The following is a 15,641-nucleotide window of genomic DNA, read 5'->3' as shown; positions in this document are numbered from 1 at the left end:
CGGCCCCCGGCACGTGACGTGCCGGGGGCCGGGGCGCCTCGGGGGCGCGGGCGGAGGTGGACGCAGCGAGCTCAGTTCACCGCGTGGAGCGCCGCCTCGACGTCGGTGAGGGGTTCCTGGATCTCCGAGCGTTCGACGCGGACGACGACCGACTTGGAGGTCGGCGTGCCGGACTCGCGAGCCTGGGAGTCGAGCGGCACGAGCACGTTCGTCTCCGGGTAGTAGGCGGCGGCGGAGCCGGCGGTCGTGTCGTACTCGACGACGCGGAAGCGCGGGGCGACCCGGGAGACGTCGTCGTCCCACTCGGCGTGGAGGTCGACGTAGTCGCCCTCGGCGACCCCGGCCTTCTGCGCGTCGAGCGGGTTGAGGAACACGACGCGACGGCCACCGTGGATGCCGCGGTAGCGGTCGTCCTTGCCGTAGATCGTCGTGTTGAACTGGTCGTGCGAGCGCAGGGTCTGGAGCATGACCCGGCCCTCGGGGACCGGCAGCCACTCGAGCGGGGCGTCGGTGAAGACGGCCTTGCCCGAGGGAGTCGTGAAGGTCCGGGAGTCCTGCGGGCCGTGCGGCAGCTTGAACCCGCCGGGCTCCTGGATCCGCCGCTCGAAGTCCTCGAAACCGGGGATGACGGCCTCGATGTGCTCGCGGATCACCGCGTAGTCGTCCACACAGGCCGTCCAGTCGATGTCCGGGGTGCCCGGCAGGCGGTTCCCGTCCCCGTCGGTGAAGAGTTCGGCGGCGATGTGCGCGATGATCGCCGGCTCCGAGTGGAGGTCCTTGGCAGGCGGCTGCAACTTGCCGGTCGAGGCGTGGACCATGCTCATCGAGTCCTCGACGGTCACCTTCTGCAGGCCCGAACGCTGGTAGTCCAGGTCGGTCCGGCCGAGGGTGGGCAGGATGAGCGCGCGCTTGCCGGTGGCGAAGTGCGAGTGGTTGAGCTTCGTCGAGATGTGGACGGTCATGTCCGTGTTGCGCAGGGCCGCCTCGGTGACGAGGGTGTCCGGCGCGGCCTTGACGAAGTTGCCGGCCAGGCCGAGGAAGAACCGGATCTTCCCGTCGCGCATGCGGCGGATCGTCTCGACGGAGTCCGTGCCGTGCTCACGCGGGCTGACGAAGTCGAAGTGGGAGTCGAGGGCGTCGTGGAAGGCCGGGGGCATCTTCTCGAAGATCCCCATCGTCCGGTCGCCCTGCACGTTCGAGTGGCCGCGGACCGGCACCAGGCCGGCGCCGGGGCGACCGATGTTGCCCTGGGCGAGGACGACGTTGACGACCTCCTTGATCGTCGGCACCGAGTGCACGTGCTGTGTGAGCCCCATGGCCCAGCACACGCAGGTGCGGTCGGAGTCGAGGAGCAGGCGGCCGATCTCGCGGATGCGCGCCTCGGGGAGACCGGTCGCCTCCTCGATGTCGGCCCAGCTCGTGGCGTCGAGGGAGGAGGTCCAGTCCTCGAAGCCCTCGGCGTAGCGCTCGATGAACGCGTGGTCGAAGACGGACTTCATGCCGATGGTGTGCTCGCCGGCCCGTTCGGCTTCGAGCAGCACCTTGCCGAAGCCGCGGAACAGTGCCATGTCGCCGCCCAGGCGGACCTGCAGGAAGTGATCGGAGATCTCGGTACCCTTGCCCGCCACACCCTTGGGGGTCTGCGGGTTCCGGTACTTGATGAGACCGGCCTCCGGCAGAGGGTTGACCGCGACGATCGTCCCGCCGCTCTCCTTGACCTTCTCCAGGGCGGAGAGCATGCGCGGGTGGTTGGTGCCGGGGTTCTGGCCGACGACGAAGACGAGCTTCGCGTCCTCCAGATCCCGCAGCGACACCGAACCCTTGCCGATCCCGATCGTGTCGGTGAGCGCCGTGCCGGAGGACTCGTGGCACATGTTCGAGCAGTCCGGCAGGTTGTTGGTCCCGAACCCGCGGGAGAGCAGCTGCAGCAGGAAGGCCGCCTCGTTGCTCGCCCGGCCGGAGGTGTAGAAGGCCGCCTGGTCGGGATCGTCGAGGGACTTCAGCTCGTCGGCGACGAGGCGGAAGGCCTCCTTCCAGCTCACCGGCACGTAGTGGTCCGACCCCTCGTCCTTGAACATCGGGGTGGTGAGGCGGCCCTGGCGGTTGAGCCAGTAGTCGTCGTGCATGGCCAGGTCGGAGATCGAGTGCTGCCGGAAGAAGTCGGCACCGACCTTCTTGCGGGTCGCCTCGGCGGCCACGGCCTTCGCGCCGTTCTCACAGAACTCGAAGGGGCTGCGCTCGGCGGCATCCGGGTCGGCCCAGGCGCAGCTCATGCAGTCGAAGCCCTTGGACTGGTTGAGTCCCAGGAGGATTGGCACCGTCCGGGCGGGGCCCATCTCCCGCACCGCGTGTTCCATGGCGTGGGCGACGGCCGGCACGCCCACGGCCTGCCGCTCGGGCTCCGAGACCCGCAGCTGCGACTCGTCGATGTCGGGGACGTCCGGGCTGCCCAGGAAGTCCTTGGCCTTGTTGATGAAACCTGAGAGAGACATGACCGCTCTTCCGTTCGGGGGATGGTTCCAGGGTACGTTCGCCGGGCCGTGCCCGACAGGGTCCGAAGCGGGCCGAACACGCGCACGAGCCGCCCGTGTCGGGCCCGACTCCCCGCCGGGATCCACCCGGCGAGGGGTGGATCAGGCGAAGATCTGCACGGCCTTCACGATCGTCTGGATGAGGCCGTAGGCCAGTCCGATCGTCACGGCGGCGAGCAGGACCCAGGCCACCGTGCGGTGGATCGGGCCGGAGTTGGCCGGACGGGCGGAGGCCGCCTCCGCGATGACGGCCTTGGCCTCGGCGATCTCGTCGGCCGACGCGTAGTGCTTCTTCGCGACCGGACGCATGAGGATGTTCGCGACGAAACCGACGGCGAGGACACCGACCATGATCGACAGGCCGAGCGTGTAGACGGCCGCACCCTCCTTGCCGGCGTGGGTCTGGGACTCGACGACGGTGTTGACGATGAGGGGTCCGGCGACACCGGCGGCGGCCCAGGCCGTGAGGACACGGCCGTGGATGGCGCCGACGTTGTGCACACCGAAGTAGTCACGCAGATAGGACGGCATCGTCGCGAAGCCACCGCCGTAGAACGACAGGATGACGAGGGTCGCGAGGATGAACAGCACGAGGTTCGAGCCACCGAGCAGCGCGACGAACAGGTACAACAGCAGGCCGACGCCCAGGTAGACGATGTAGACGTTCTTGCGCCCGATGTAGTCCGAGGCCGAGGACCACACGAACCGACCGGCCATGTTCGCCAGCGACAGCAGACCCACGTACCCGGCGGCGGCACCGGCGGTGATCTCCGGGAAGTAGTCCTGGACCATCGGCGAGGCGTTCTCCAGGATTCCGATGCCCGCGGTCACGTTGGTGAAGAGGACGATCCACAGCATCCAGAACTGCGGGGTCTTCATCGCCTGGTTGACGGAGACGTTGATGTGGCTGACGTCCTTGACGGTGCCGCCCCCGGCCGGGTCGTAACCGGCGGGCTTCCACTCCGGGTGCGGCAGACGGATGACATAGGCACCCGCAGCGATCGCGATCGCGTACGCGACGGCGAGCGTCATGAAGGTCGGGGTCAGACCGGCGGTGAGGTCCGCGAGCTCCGAACCGCCACCGTAGGCGGCCATGAGGGCGTTCGACACCGGCGAGGCGATGAGCGCGCCACCACCGAAGCCCATGATGGCCAGGCCCGAGGCGAGCCCCGGCTTGTCCGGGAACCACTTCATGAGGGTCGACACCGGGGAGATGTAGCCGATGCCCAGGCCGATACCGCCGATGACGCCGTAGCCGACATAGAGCAGCCACAGCTGCCCGGTGGCGATACCGAGGGTGGACACGAAGAACCCGACGACCCAGAAGAGGCCGGCGACGACCATGGACTTCCGAGGTCCTGCCTTCTCGACCCAGGAGCCGGCGACGGCGGCGGAGAGGCCGAGCATGAGGATCGCCAGGGAGAAGATCCACCCGATGGCGACCTCTCCGGCGGCGAACTTCTCCATGAACGGGGACTTGAACACGCTGAGTGCGTAGACCTGGCCGATGCACAGGTGGATGGCGAGCGCGGCGGCGGGCATCAACCAGCGGTTGAAGTCCTTGGGCGCGACGATGGCTTCACGATCGAGTACGGACACGGTTTCCTTCACGCGGAGGGCGAGAGCGTACAGAACCCGCACAGGGTATCCCCTGAATGATCACAGGATACGAATTTGGTGATCACCATCTCGCTGCGTGGTGTGTGTACCGGCTCACGTATGAGGGAATAAGGTGTCCTGAGTCCCCCCGGCCACCCGCCCGACCTGTGAGGAGCCTTCCGTGGTGCAACGCCAGTTCCCCAAACCTTCCGAGTTGCTCGAACTCATGCAGTTCAAGAAGCCGGAGCTCGACGCGAAGAAGCGTCGCCTCTCCCAGGCGCTCACGATCGCCGACCTGCGGGCGATCGCCAAACGCCGCACCCCCGCCGCCGCCTTCGACTACACCGACGGCGCCGCCGAGGGCGAGATCGGACTCGCCCGTGCGCGCCAGGCGTTCAAGGACGTCGAGTTCCACCCCTCGATCCTCAAGGACGTGTCCCACGTCGACACGACCACGCGGATCCTGGGCGGCGAGTCGGCCCTGCCCTTCGGTATCGCTCCCACCGGCTTCACCCGTCTCATGCAGACCGAGGGTGAGGTGGCCGGTGCGGGTGCGGCCGGTGCGGCAGGCATCCCGTTCACCCTCTCGACACTCGGCACGACCTCGATCGAGGGTGTGAAGGCCGCGAACCCGCACGGCCGCAACTGGTTCCAGCTCTACGTGATGAACGACCGGGACGTGTCCTACGGGCTCGCCCAGCGCGCCTGGGAGAACGGCTTCGACACCCTCCACTTCACGGTCGACACCCCGGTGGCGGGCGCCCGTCTGCGCGACAAGCGCAACGGATTCGCCATCCCGCCGCAGCTCACCGTGGGGACGGTGCTCGACGCCATCCCCCGTCCCTGGTGGTGGTGGGACTTCCTCACCACGCCGACCCTGGAGTTCGCATCCCTGTCCTCGACCGGCGGCACGGTCGGCGAACTCCTCAACGCCGCGATGGACCCGTCCATCGATTACGAGGCGCTCGCGGAGATCCGCGACATCTGGCCGGGCAAGATCGCCATCAAGGGTGTCCAGAACGTCGAGGACTCCAAGCGCCTGACCGACCTGGGCGTCGACGCGATCGTGCTGTCCAACCACGGTGGCCGCCAGCTCGACCGCGCGCCCGTGCCGTTCCACCTGCTGCCGGAGGTCCTCCGGGAGGTCGGGGACGACGTCGAGGTCATGGTCGACACCGGCATCATGAACGGTGCGGACATCGTCGCCTCGATCGCGATGGGGGCGAAGTTCACCCTCATCGGCCGCGCCTACCTGTACGGACTCATGGCCGGCGGCCGCGAGGGAGTGGACCGCACGATCGAGATCCTCACGGAGGAGATCGTCCGCACCATGAAGCTCCTGCAGGTGAACTCCATCGAGGAGCTGGAGCCGGGCCACGTCACTCAGCTCAAGCGCTTCACCCGCGGCTGACCCCCGGCCCCGCCGCCGGCCCATCAGCTGCTGGAATCCCGCCGGCCAGTGAAATCAACTGCTGGGTGGGGTGAGGGTTTCCCTCGGAAACCCTCACCCCATCCAACAACTGATTCGCTCCGCCTCGGAATCAGAAGGGGGCGGCGGACCTCTCCTTCTCCAGCTGGGTGGACTCGAAGGTGAGGATCCACTGCTTGCGGTCGTGCCCGCCGCGGTAGTTGCCGAAGCTGCCGTCCGTCCGGACCACGCGGTGGCACGGCAGGACGATGGGCAGGGGGTTCTGTGCGCAGGCCGTCCCGACCGCTCGGGTGGCCTTCGGGTTGTCCACGTGCAGGGCCATCTGCGTGTAGCTGTAGGTCTCCCCGTACGGGATGTCCGGCAGTGCCAACTGCACCTTCGACCGGAATCCCCCGGTCTTCATGAGCCGCATGTCGAGCGGCAGGTCGAAGGTCCGGCGCTCCCCGGCGAAGTACTGCTCAAGTTCGTCCAGGTGGTGCCGGATGCCGACCGGGTCCTCGACGACCGCCGGACCGACGACCGCAGCGACCTCGTCGAGCACCGTCGTGAAGTGCTCGGTGTCGAAACCGATCCGCAACAGCCCGAAGGGCGTGGCGACGACGAGGAGGTTTCCCATCGGGCTCTGGAGGAACGCATACCGCGCGTCCACCAGACCTTCCGACCCGGCCTGCTCGACCAGCCGCAAGTTCAGCTTCCGCAGGATCTGGTGCTCCACCGTCGACCCGCCGAGCAGCAACGACCGCTCGATCTCGCCCAGGAACTCCCTGTCGTCGACAGGTGTGATCTCGGTGTCCTCGGCTACCTCCGCGCCCACGGCTGCTCGTTCTCGCGCAGCTTCGTCTGCGTATGCCAGTTCCTCTGCATACGCGAGATCCGTGGCGCTCCACGGGTCCGTGTACCGCTGCTCCGTATTCATCAGAACGGTGCCTTTCCCCAGCTCTCGGCCGACAGCGCCGGCTCGTCCTCGTACTCCGACCATCGTGCGCGCAACCGGGCGATCCCGTCCGCCGCGGCGCGCCTGGCCGCGGCCTCCGTCCCGCCCAGTTCCGCGGCGATCTCCTTGAACGACAGCGCCCACACGTACCGATGGGCGATGACGGAGCGTTGCCGTTCGGTGAGGTCCCGCAGGAGCTCGACGACGCGGACCAGGGGCTCGTCCGAGGGACCCCCGACGGACCCCCACTCGTTCTCCACGAGGTCGGCGAGTGTGGCGTCCTCCGTGGGAACGGGCAGCCGCCCACGTCTCCGCATCGCGTCCGTACACGTGTTCCGGGCGATCGTGATGAGCCACGCCTCGATGTTCGTGTCCGGATCCAGGCTGCTATAGGCACGGAGCGCGCGCAGCATCGTCTCCGAGTAGGAGTCCTCCGCGTCCGCCCACACCGTGTGCAGCGCCAGGCAGAAGCGCAACACCGATGGACCGTGGACCCGCACGACGGCGTCGAAGGGGTCTCCGGGTACGACGACAGGGGTGTCGTCCTCCGGTCCGTGGTCGGGTGCGCTCCGGCCGTCGGGATCGACGGCCTCCTGGGAGGTGCTCACGGTGTTCTCCTGTGCTCAGGGCGTCCGATGGTCACCGGGGTCGGTTCCGACCCCTTCACCCCGTAGACGTTCGAGGAGGCCGATTCGTGAGGTCCACCGGCGAACTTTTTTCAGCCGGGCATCGGTGGGATGCCGGTGCGGCAGGGTGGCATCGAGGTCAGTCGCCGGAGAGCAGCACCCGCTCGACGGCGTCGGAGATCGCCGGGTTCGTGGCCAGGCCGGAACCCCCGTCGACCACGAACTGCGAGCCGGTGACGAAGGCCCCGAGCGGTCCGGACAGCACCGCGGCCATCGCGCCGAGCTCCTCCTTGTCCGCCCAGCGACCCAACGGGACGGCGCGACGCCATTCCTCCGCACCGGTCGGACCGGCCAGCCGGGCCATCCCCTCGGTACCGTTGACCGGGCCGGGCACGAGCGAGTTCGACCGGATGCCCTTGGGTCCCCACTCCAGGGCGAGGTCCTTCATGAGCATCTCGATCCCGGCCTTCGCCGCACCCACGTGCGCCTGGAACTTGTTGGCCTTGTACGCCTGGCCTGCGGAGATGAAGAGGATCGACCCCTTCGTCCGTTCCAGGTACGGGAAGGCGGCACGGGCCGTGTGGTAGGCGCCGAGCAGGTCGATGTTCACGACCGTCGCGAAGGCGTTCGCGCTCATCTTCTCCGCCTGCGCGAAGAAGTTGCCGGCCGCACCGGCGACGGCGATGCTCACGTCGCCCAACTGTTCGGCGGCGTGGTCGACGGCGGCGGCGAGCGCCTCGGGGTCGCGGACGTCCGCGGCCTTGTACGCGACCTTCGCGCCGAGAGCCTCGATCTCCGCGGCCGCGGCGGCGAGCTTCGACTCGGTCCGGCCGCAGATCGCCACGTCGGCGCCGCAGCGGGCGAAAGCCTTGGCGATACCCAGGTTGATACCGGACCCGCCGCCGGTGATGAAGGCGACCTGCCCCGTGAGCATGTCCGGGGAAAGGTGACCGATCGGATCATGGGTCGTCCCGTCGCCGACGGAGTCGAGGTCGCTGCGGACCTTGTTCCGCGGATCGGTGTTGAACTCCTGTGCACTCATTCCTTCGCTGCCTTCCCGCTCTCGGCCTTGGCGGCCCGCTGTGCCGCGAGGAGCGCCTGGCGCTTCTCGACCGCGGCGATCTGTTCGGGGCTGCCCATGAGCTCCCCGATGTACTCCTGCTCACGGGCGAACCCGTCGGCCAGGGACGCACCGTCCGCGGCGAGGTCGACGAGCGTCTTCGACCGCACGAGGGCCGACCGGGACTTCCCTGCGAGGTCCCGCCCGATCTCGAGGGCACGGGCGACGGGATCGGCGACCACCTCGTCGGCGAGACCGATCCGGCCGGCGTGCGCCCCGTCGATGACCTCGGCGGTGAAGATCAGGAGCTTGGCCTGCGAGGGGCCGACGAGGCGCGGCAGCAGTTGGGTGCCGCACATGTCGGGGACCAGGCCCCAGTTCGCCTCCATCATCGACAGACGCGCGTCCTCGCCGACGATCCGCACGTCGGCGCCGAGCGCGACCTGCAGACCTCCGCCGTACGCGACCCCGGCGACGCCCGCGATGACGGGGACCGGGACGAGGGACCACACGTGGACGGCTTTCTGCGCGACGGCTTTCGCCGCTCCGAGGGGCTCACCCTGACCGGCCGGGTTCTTGGTCCCGCCGACCCGTTCGCCGGACTTCATGCGCTGGAACTCGCCGAGGTCGAGGCCGGCACAGAAGGCCCGCCCCTCGCCGGTGAGGACGACGGCGTTCACGTCCCCGGCGTCGACGAGCGAGGTGCCGATCTCGACGAGGTCGGCGAAGACCTCGCGGGTGAGGGAGTTGAGTTTCTCCGGTCGGGAGAGCCGTACGTGGGCCAGGCCGTCGTCGATGTCGACGACGACCGTGCCGTTCGTGGCGGTGCGTGTGGTCATCATGCTCCTTTGCAGGACGGATCGCTTCTCCCCCACCCTAACCGGACACCGAACGATCGTTCAGGGCGATTCAGGACGCCGAGGCACCGGATCCGAATCCCGACGCGACCGGACCGTCCTCACCGGGACCCGTGGAACGAGGCGCCCCGCCCCTTGTCTTCCCGCGACCGATCCGTCGAGAATGGACCATGGCCCCGCGACTGACCTTCCTCCTCGGCAAACCACCGAAGCCGGGCACGCTGCTCGCCGAGGTGCGGGATTCGCTCGCAGCCCGAGGCGCCTCGGCGCCGGTCCTCCTACCGCACCAGGAGCCCCTCGACCTCGACTCCCTCACCGGGGAGGACCTGGTCGTCCACCGTGGCCTGCACGCCTCCGTGGCGCCGACACTCACCGCCGCCCACGAGCGCGGCATCCCGCTGTGCAACCCGTGGTCGGCCGATGCCCTTCTGCGGGACCGACGCTCCTGGCACGCGGCCCTGGACCGCGCCGGAGTCACGGTGCCGGAAGCGGTCACGGTCGACGGCTGGCCGGAGGTTCTCGCACACGCGGGCGGCGAGGAGGCCGTCGTCAAGGCACTGGCGGGCCCGGGCCGTGGAGCGAGCGTCATGGCCGGGACCGGCGCGACCTTGCCTGCGCAGGCACCGTTCCCCGGCCCCTACCAGGTCGAGGCCCGGCTGCCGGCCGAGGACACCGACCACAAGCTCTACGTCGCGGGCGAGGCGGTCCGTGGCCTGCGCAAGCCGTCGACCCTCACGCATGCCCACGTCACGACCGGCACCCCGTTCGCACCGGACACCGAGCTCACGGACCTGGCCCTGGAGGTCGGCCGCGTGCTGGGCGCGCACCTCCTGGGTGTCGACGTCGTGAGGACGCCGACAGGGCCGGTGGTCGTCGACGTCAACGCATTTCCCGGCTTCCGGGGCGTGGCCGATGCTCCCGCCCTCGTGACCGCCCACCTCCTCGACCACGCCCGGCACGGGTAGACGAGATCAGGACACCACCCGATCAGGTCAATGCTCGATCAGTGCCGTACTCGATCACGGCGGTGCCCGATCAGGGAAGGGGCGCAGATTCCGTGATGCGCTGGTTGCCCGGGGTCGTGTCGATGCCGAGATCCGCGGCGAACACGGCGCGGGACCCGACGTACACACCCTCGACGTTCTCGTCGAGTTCGAACACGCGGGCGCCGCGGAGGCGGTGCTGGTCGGCTCCACCGAGCCTGTAGGTGCCGTAGCCGGTACCCGGTCCGTAGCCGAGCTCGACACCGAAGTAGTTGCCGACCTCGACACCGAAGTAGTTGCCGACATAGGTGTTGATGTGGTCGTGGCCGACGAAGACGCCGCGCACGTCACCACACTCCTGGAGGGGATCTTCCGACCGAACCGGTCCTCGGTGGCGATCGACGTCTCCCGGTACCACTGGACCTGATCGGTGTGGATCCAGTCGTAATTCATGAGCCCGTCACGGCTCTGGCCACCGATGGTGCCGTCGGCGTAACGGTTGGAGTCGAGCAGCCAGACACCGACGGCCGGGTCGTTCGACGTCGAGGAATTGAACAGCAGCTGCCCGTCGGAGTGGCCGTAGAGCTTCGGGGCGTCGGTGCGAGCACGTTGTTGTAGGCCTGCTTCACCTGCGTCGCGGTCGAGGGAACCCCGTTGATGACGTCGCCGTTGAGGACCACGAAACCGGGCTCCTCCGTGTCGAGCGTCTTTTCGATGAGCTCGATGGTGCGCTTGTCGGTGAGGTGGGTGTCCTGGGTGTCGTTGAACTGGACGATACGCAGCTTGCCGTCGGCGCCGAACTGCACGGGCATCGCGGTGTTCGGCTTCGCCTTCTTCGCCGAGGCGCCTGCCGGGGTGGCGGCCATCGTCGCGCCGAGAAGGCCGGCCACGGTGGCCGCGCCGGCGCCCGCGAGCACGCCGCGGCGACCGAGTCCGGTGGTGGGAGTGGTGTCGGGATGGGTCTCATTGTTCGTCATGGCGCCGAGGCCAGGCACCCGAGGTGACGCGGACGTGGCCTGAATCGCCCCCGTTCGTCACCGAACCTTCCCACAGGGGAACCCGACGTGAACTCCACCGACGACGCGTGAATTCCCGCTGTCGCCGCCACCGCGGGCCCCGGCCCGGCACCCGGGTCCGGCGGCCCGCGGCGGGGCGCCTCCGGCGCGGTGACCGGGCCGTGAGGGTCCGGTCGGATCCGGGTTCGGGCCGGGGCGCCTCGGGGGCGGGTCAGCCCACCTGCTCCTCGGTCACGAGGGGGTAGACGCCGTTCTCGTCGTGCACCTCGCGGCCGGTGATCGGCGGGTTGAAGACACACACGCAGTGGATCTCCTCGCGCACGCGCACCTTGTGCTTGTCGTTCTCGTTCAGCAGGTACATGGAGCCGGGGCGCAGCTGGTGCACCTCACCGGTCGCGAGGTCCTCGATCTCCCCCTCGCCCTCCGTGATGAACACGGCCTCGATGTGGTTGGCGTACCAGAAGTAGCTCTCGGTACCGGTGTAGAGCGTCGTCTCGTGGAGGGAGAAACCGACGCCCTCCTTCGCGAGCACGATGCGCCGGGAGCGCCAGTTCTCCGACCGGATGTCGGACTCGGTGTCGTTGATCTCGTCCAGGGTGCGCACGATCATGCGGGTCTCCTCGGTTCGTCGGGTGGTGCGTGGGACAGGTGGGGTCAGCCGGCGAGTGCCGCGGCGGTCGCCTCGGCGACGAGGTCCATCCCGCGGCCCAGTTCCTCGTCGGTGACGGTCAGTGGCGGGAGCAGTTTGAGGACCTCGTCCTCCGGCCCGGAGGTCTCCGCGAGCAGACCCCGCTCGAACGCCGCCGCGGCGGCCCGGCCGGCCGTCTCCCCGTCGGCGAACTGCAGACCGCGGGCCAGACCACGGCCCTTCGGGACCAGGTCCGCGTCCGGGTGTTCGGCGGCCAGCGCGTTGAGCCGACTCTCGACGTAGGCGCCCTTCTCCCGGGTCGAGGTCGCCAGGGAATCGTCCGCCCAGAAGGTGCGGAGCGCCTCGGCGGCGGTGACGAAGGCCGGGGCCACCCCGCGGAAGGTCCCGTTGTGCTCGCCGGGCTCCCACACGTCGTACTCGGGCTTCACGAGGGTGATGGCCATGGGCAGGCCGTAGCCGGAGAGCGACTTGGACAGGCACACGAAGTCCGGGGTGATGCCCGCTTCCTCGAAACTGAAGAACTCGCCGGTGCGCCCGCAGCCCATCTGCACGTCGTCGAGGATGAGGAGGATGTCGTGGGCGCGGCACAGCTTCTCCAGGCCGCGCAGCCACTCCGCGCGGGCGGTGTTGATGCCGCCCTCGCCCTGCACCGTCTCGACGATCACGGCCGCCGGCTTGTTGAGCCCGCTGCCCGCGTCGGTGAGCAGTTTCTCGAAGTAGAAGAAGTCCGGGTAGTCCCGGTCGAAGTAGTCGTCGTAGGGCATGGGTGTCGCGTGGACGAGCGGCACGCCCGCGCCCCCGCGCTTGAGGGAGTTGCCCGTGACCGACAGCGCCCCGAGCGTCATGCCGTGGAAGGCGTTCGTGAAGTTCACGACCGATTCCCGGCCGGTGACCTTGCGGGCGAGCTTGAGGGCCGCCTCGACCGCGTTCGCCCCGCCGGGACCGGGGAAGATCACGCGGTAGTCGAGGTCCCGGGGATCGAGGATCCGCTCGCCGAAGGTGTCGAGGAAGTCGCGGCGGGCCTCGGTGAACATGTCGAGCGAGTGGATGATGTGGTCGCCCGCCACGTAGTCCATGAGGACCTTCTTCAAGGCCGGGTGGTTGTGCCCGTAGTTGAGCACCCCGGCCCCGGCGAAGAAGTCGAGGTATGCGTTGCCGTCCGTGTCGTACAGGTGCGCGCCCTGCGCGCGGTCGAACACGACGGGCCAGGAACGCGAGTAGCTGCGTACGCCGGATTCCTGGGAGTCGAAGGTGGAGATGGACGTTTCGTCGGTGACTGACATCGGTGTCTCCTCGTGGTCTCGCCCCTGGTGGGGCATGTCGCGCGGTGCGTCCGCGCGGCCGGAGCTCTCGGCTCCGGACTCGGGCACGCTCGGGTCCGCCCGATCGGGACTCAGGTCGTCCTCAGCGGACCGATCACGTGCAGGGGTTCGGGATCGTGGCCGTCCGGGAAGTGGTCCGCAGCGAACAGTGGCTCGATCCTCTCGGTCGCGTGCCGGCGCCGGGCGAAGGACGCGAACAGACGCCGGGAAGCCGCGTTGTCGTCGGTGATCGTCGTCTCCAACCACTCCACGGGCGAGGCGCCCTGTCGCAGTCCGTCGACGAGATCGTCGAGCAGCCGCCCGGACAGGCCACGGCCGCGCTGGTCCGCGTCGACGGCGACCTGCCAGACGAACACACGGTCCGGTGCGTCCGGGCGGAGGTAGCCGAGCACGAACCCGACGACCTGTTCGCCCTCGACGGCGACCCGGCAGGTGTCCGCGAAGTCACGGGCGAAGAGGACGTAGGCATAGGACGAGTTGAGGTCGAGGACCCGGGAGTCCCGGGCCACCCGCCACATCCCGCCGCCATCGGACATCCGCGGGGCGCGGATCTCCACGTGTTCCTCCACCGGGTCCTCCTTGGCCGACATGCCCCGGACGATAGCGATCTGAGCGAGGAGGACAACCCTTCCGATCAGGCACGTGATGTGTTATCGACAACCGGCTGATTCCAACCGCATTCACGGATTCGGGGTCGGACTCACAGGTTCCACTCGGGTCCGTACCACGATTCGGTGTCCGAGGCCCGGCGTAGCGTGGGCGCATGGTCACCGGAATCGTTCCCCCGCATCTGCTCGACCGCATCGCCCGTCTCGACGACAGCCGTTACGCACGGGCTGCCACCGCCGCACGGCGCACCCTCCTGCAGGACCCCGACTTCCGCGCGGGGCGTGTGGGGCGTACCGGACGGCGGGGCGCCTCGGCGGGTGTGTCCGCTCCACGCACCGGGCTGCACCGCACGATCGGCGATGCACGACAGGACGAGACCCTGCCCGGCACCACCGTGCGCACGGAGGGTGAACCGGCCACCGGCGACGCCGCCGTCGACGAGGCCTACGACGGTCTCGGTGCCACGTACACATTGTTCTCCGAAGTCCACGGGCGGAACTCGATCGACGGCGCGGGCATGCCGCTACTGGCGACCGTGCACTACGGCCGGGACTACGAGAACGCGTTCTGGAACGGCGAGCGCATGGTGTTCGGCGACGGGGACGGCGAGATCTTCCGCCGCTTCACGGCGTCGCTGTCGGTCATCGGGCACGAACTGGCACACGGCATCACCGAGCACACGGCCGAGCTCGTCTACCGCGATCAGCCGGGAGCCCTCAACGAGTCGGTCTCGGACGTGTTCGGCGTCCTCGTCGAGCAGTACCTGCTCCGGCAGGACGTGGAGAGCGCGAGCTGGCTCGTGGGCGAGGGGCTGTTCACCGACCGGGTCGACGGTGTCGCCCTGCGATCCATGTCCGCGCCCGGAACCGCCTATGACGACCCGGTGCTCGGCACCGACCCCCAGCCCGGGTACATGGACGACTTCATCGAGACGACCCAGGACAACGGCGGCGTGCACCTCAACTCGGGCATCCCGAACCGGGCATTCCACCTGACCGCCACGGCTCTCGGTGGGTACGCCTGGGAACGGGCCGGCCGCATCTGGTACGCCGCGCTGGTGTCGGGGCTCGCCCCGGACACGGATTTCGCGGGGTTCGCTGCCGCGACGATCGCCGCCGCCGAGGCGGCCCACGGTCCCGACTCCCCAGAAGTGGCCGCGGTCCGGGACGGTTGGACGGGAGTGGGGGTGGACGTCGATGCCACCGCATGAGGAGGACCCTCCACGGAAGGACGGACACGACTCCGCGCTCATCGAGGTGGTCCGCTCCGGCGGGTTCGCGGGGCTCCGGCGCGTCTGGACGGCGGCGGTCGACCACGAGGAGGACCGTTGGCTCCCCCTCGTCGAGGCATGCCCCTGGGACGACTGCCCGGAGGACACCGCCGGTCGTGATCGGTTCGTCTGGCACATCGTGGTGCGGATCGCGACGATCCGGCGGGAGGCGGAACTGCCCGAGACCGCGCTCACCGGCGCCTGGAAAGAACTCGTCACCCGCGTCCAGGAGGAGTCCGGGGACTGACACCGGTCGAGCATCATGCCGACCGCCCTTGACCCCCGCACGCCTTGAATGGTTACCAAGTTGAGTAACTAACCGATACAGCAGCACCGATCCGGCAGCCGGGAGAGCACGCATGTTCGACGAGGGCAAACCGCTGTTCGTGCAGATCGCCGAACAGGTGGAGGACCAGATCGTCGACGGCACGCTGGCCGAGGAGTCGAAAGCACCCTCGACCAACGAACTCGCGGCCTTCTACCGGATCAACCCCGCGACCGCCGCGAAGGGAGTGAACCTGCTCGTGGACAGGTCCGTCCTGTACAAGCGCCGCGGGATCGGCATGTTCGTCGCACCCGGCGCCCGTGAGCGGGTCCTGGCCGGACGTCGCGAGGCCTTCGCCGAGCGCTACGTCGCCCCCGTTACCTTTTTCGTGGCCCGTTGATCAGCGATGATCAGGGGTAGGAGCCAGCCGGCTCCGGCATGATGTCTGCCCCCAGTCATTCATGATCCGGGGGGTGTTGTCACCGGAGCCG

15 protein-coding genes and 1 pseudogene are annotated in these 15,641 nt (G+C 68.9%); 5 read left to right on the top strand and 11 right to left on the bottom strand.

What is annotated here, in order from left to right; all coding sequences use genetic code 11:
• Positions 1-71 precede the first annotated feature (71 nt).
• Entirely contained in the window at positions 72-2,492 is a 2,421-nt protein-coding gene (locus AAD496_RS12070; RefSeq protein ID WP_349829026.1) for an FdhF/YdeP family oxidoreductase, read from the bottom strand.
• Between the two features lie 141 nt (positions 2,493-2,633).
• Positions 2,634-4,130: an L-lactate MFS transporter gene (locus AAD496_RS12065; RefSeq protein ID WP_433913767.1), complete on the bottom strand. Its 1,497-nt coding sequence runs from the start codon at positions 4,128-4,130 to the stop codon at positions 2,634-2,636.
• 181 nt (positions 4,131-4,311) lie between these two features.
• On the opposite strand from AAD496_RS12065, the gene AAD496_RS12060 reads away from it, so the two are divergent.
• The gene (locus tag AAD496_RS12060) at positions 4,312-5,541 is read left to right on the top strand and encodes an alpha-hydroxy acid oxidase (RefSeq protein WP_349829024.1); all 1,230 of its coding nucleotides are present in this window, start codon (positions 4,312-4,314) and stop codon (positions 5,539-5,541) included.
• Between the two features lie 130 nt (positions 5,542-5,671).
• Here AAD496_RS12060 and AAD496_RS12055 read toward each other — a convergent pair whose 3' ends face one another.
• From AAD496_RS12055 to AAD496_RS12040, 4 genes are all read right to left on the bottom strand, one after another.
• Positions 5,672-6,475 carry a methylated-DNA--[protein]-cysteine S-methyltransferase gene (locus tag AAD496_RS12055; RefSeq protein WP_349829023.1) on the bottom strand — a complete coding sequence of 268 codons (804 nt, stop codon included), beginning with the start codon at positions 6,473-6,475 and terminating at the stop codon, positions 5,672-5,674.
• On the bottom strand, positions 6,475-7,101 hold the full coding sequence (locus AAD496_RS12050; RefSeq protein WP_349829022.1) for an RNA polymerase sigma factor: 627 nt from the start codon (positions 7,099-7,101) through the stop codon (positions 6,475-6,477). Before AAD496_RS12050 ends, AAD496_RS12055 begins: the two co-directional genes overlap by 1 nt.
• Before the next feature lie 157 nt (positions 7,102-7,258).
• Positions 7,259-8,161, bottom strand: a complete 903-nt coding sequence (locus AAD496_RS12045) for an SDR family oxidoreductase (protein ID WP_349829021.1) — start codon at positions 8,159-8,161, stop codon at positions 7,259-7,261.
• Positions 8,158-9,018, bottom strand: a complete 861-nt coding sequence (locus AAD496_RS12040; protein ID WP_349829020.1) for an enoyl-CoA hydratase-related protein — start codon at positions 9,016-9,018, stop codon at positions 8,158-8,160. Before AAD496_RS12040 ends, AAD496_RS12045 begins: the two co-directional genes overlap by 4 nt.
• 188 nt (positions 9,019-9,206) lie before the next feature.
• On the opposite strand from AAD496_RS12040, the gene AAD496_RS12035 reads away from it, so the two are divergent.
• Positions 9,207-10,001, top strand: coding sequence for an ATP-grasp domain-containing protein (locus AAD496_RS12035; protein ID WP_349829019.1), 795 nt, complete (start codon positions 9,207-9,209; stop codon positions 9,999-10,001).
• Between the two features lie 70 nt (positions 10,002-10,071).
• Here the strand turns inward: AAD496_RS12035 and AAD496_RS12030 are convergent, their stop codons facing one another.
• The 5 genes from AAD496_RS12030 to ectA form a co-directional block, all read right to left on the bottom strand.
• Positions 10,072-10,365, bottom strand: coding sequence for a hypothetical protein (locus AAD496_RS12030; RefSeq protein ID WP_349829018.1), 294 nt, complete (start codon positions 10,363-10,365; stop codon positions 10,072-10,074).
• Between the two features lie 103 nt (positions 10,366-10,468).
• Positions 10,469-10,996 (bottom strand): metallophosphoesterase family protein, encoded by a 528-nt coding sequence (locus AAD496_RS12025; protein ID WP_349829017.1) that lies wholly within the window; start codon positions 10,994-10,996, stop codon positions 10,469-10,471.
• Between the two features lie 250 nt (positions 10,997-11,246).
• Positions 11,247-11,645, bottom strand: a complete 399-nt coding sequence (locus AAD496_RS12020) for an ectoine synthase (RefSeq protein ID WP_349829016.1) — start codon at positions 11,643-11,645, stop codon at positions 11,247-11,249.
• Positions 11,646-11,689: 44 nt separating this feature from the next.
• Positions 11,690-12,967, bottom strand: coding sequence for a diaminobutyrate--2-oxoglutarate transaminase (gene ectB / locus AAD496_RS12015; RefSeq protein WP_349829015.1), 1,278 nt, complete (start codon positions 12,965-12,967; stop codon positions 11,690-11,692).
• A gap of 110 nt (positions 12,968-13,077) precedes the next feature.
• Positions 13,078-13,596 (bottom strand): diaminobutyrate acetyltransferase, encoded by a 519-nt coding sequence (gene ectA, locus AAD496_RS12010; protein ID WP_349829014.1) that lies wholly within the window; start codon positions 13,594-13,596, stop codon positions 13,078-13,080.
• Positions 13,597-13,769: 173 nt separating this feature from the next.
• On the opposite strand from ectA, the gene AAD496_RS12005 reads away from it, so the two are divergent.
• From AAD496_RS12005 to AAD496_RS11995, 3 genes and pseudogenes are all read left to right on the top strand, one after another.
• Positions 13,770-14,825: a M4 family metallopeptidase gene (locus AAD496_RS12005; protein ID WP_349829012.1), complete on the top strand. Its 1,056-nt coding sequence runs from the start codon at positions 13,770-13,772 to the stop codon at positions 14,823-14,825.
• A complete protein-coding gene (locus AAD496_RS12000) occupies positions 14,812-15,132 on the top strand; it encodes a protealysin inhibitor emfourin (protein WP_349829010.1) in 321 nt (106 codons plus the stop codon). The genes AAD496_RS12005 and AAD496_RS12000 overlap by 14 nt, the downstream gene beginning before the upstream one ends.
• A gap of 112 nt (positions 15,133-15,244) precedes the next feature.
• A pseudogene (locus AAD496_RS11995) lies at positions 15,245-15,529 on the top strand (GntR family transcriptional regulator); the annotation flags it as partial.
• Positions 15,530-15,641 lie beyond the last annotated feature (112 nt).

It is taken from the genome of Brevibacterium litoralis (assembly GCF_040212315.1).
In the GTDB taxonomy this organism is placed as follows: Bacteria; Actinomycetota; Actinomycetes; order Actinomycetales; family Brevibacteriaceae; genus Brevibacterium; species Brevibacterium litoralis.
This window is presented reverse-complemented; position numbering and strand designations above follow the sequence as displayed.

Coding starts and splice junctions, on each gene's coding strand:
- AAD496_RS12070 (WP_349829026.1), bottom strand. CDS start 2,492: ATGTCTCTCTCAGGTTTCATCAACAAGGCCAAGGACTTCCTGGGCAGC.
- AAD496_RS12055 (WP_349829023.1), bottom strand. CDS start 6,475: ATGAATACGGAGCAGCGGTACACGGACCCGTGGAGCGCCACGGATCTC.
- AAD496_RS12045 (WP_349829021.1), bottom strand. CDS start 8,161: ATGAGTGCACAGGAGTTCAACACCGATCCGCGGAACAAGGTCCGCAGC.
- AAD496_RS12040 (WP_349829020.1), bottom strand. CDS start 9,018: ATGACCACACGCACCGCCACGAACGGCACGGTCGTCGTCGACATCGAC.
- AAD496_RS12035 (WP_349829019.1), top strand. CDS start 9,207: ATGGCCCCGCGACTGACCTTCCTCCTCGGCAAACCACCGAAGCCGGGC.
- AAD496_RS12025 (WP_349829017.1), bottom strand. CDS start 10,996: ATGACGAACAATGAGACCCATCCCGACACCACTCCCACCACCGGACTC.
- AAD496_RS12020 (WP_349829016.1), bottom strand. CDS start 11,645: ATGATCGTGCGCACCCTGGACGAGATCAACGACACCGAGTCCGACATC.
- ectB (WP_349829015.1), bottom strand. CDS start 12,967: ATGTCAGTCACCGACGAAACGTCCATCTCCACCTTCGACTCCCAGGAA.
- ectA (WP_349829014.1), bottom strand. CDS start 13,596: ATGTCGGCCAAGGAGGACCCGGTGGAGGAACACGTGGAGATCCGCGCC.
- AAD496_RS12005 (WP_349829012.1), top strand. CDS start 13,770: ATGGTCACCGGAATCGTTCCCCCGCATCTGCTCGACCGCATCGCCCGT.
- AAD496_RS12000 (WP_349829010.1), top strand. CDS start 14,812: ATGCCACCGCATGAGGAGGACCCTCCACGGAAGGACGGACACGACTCC.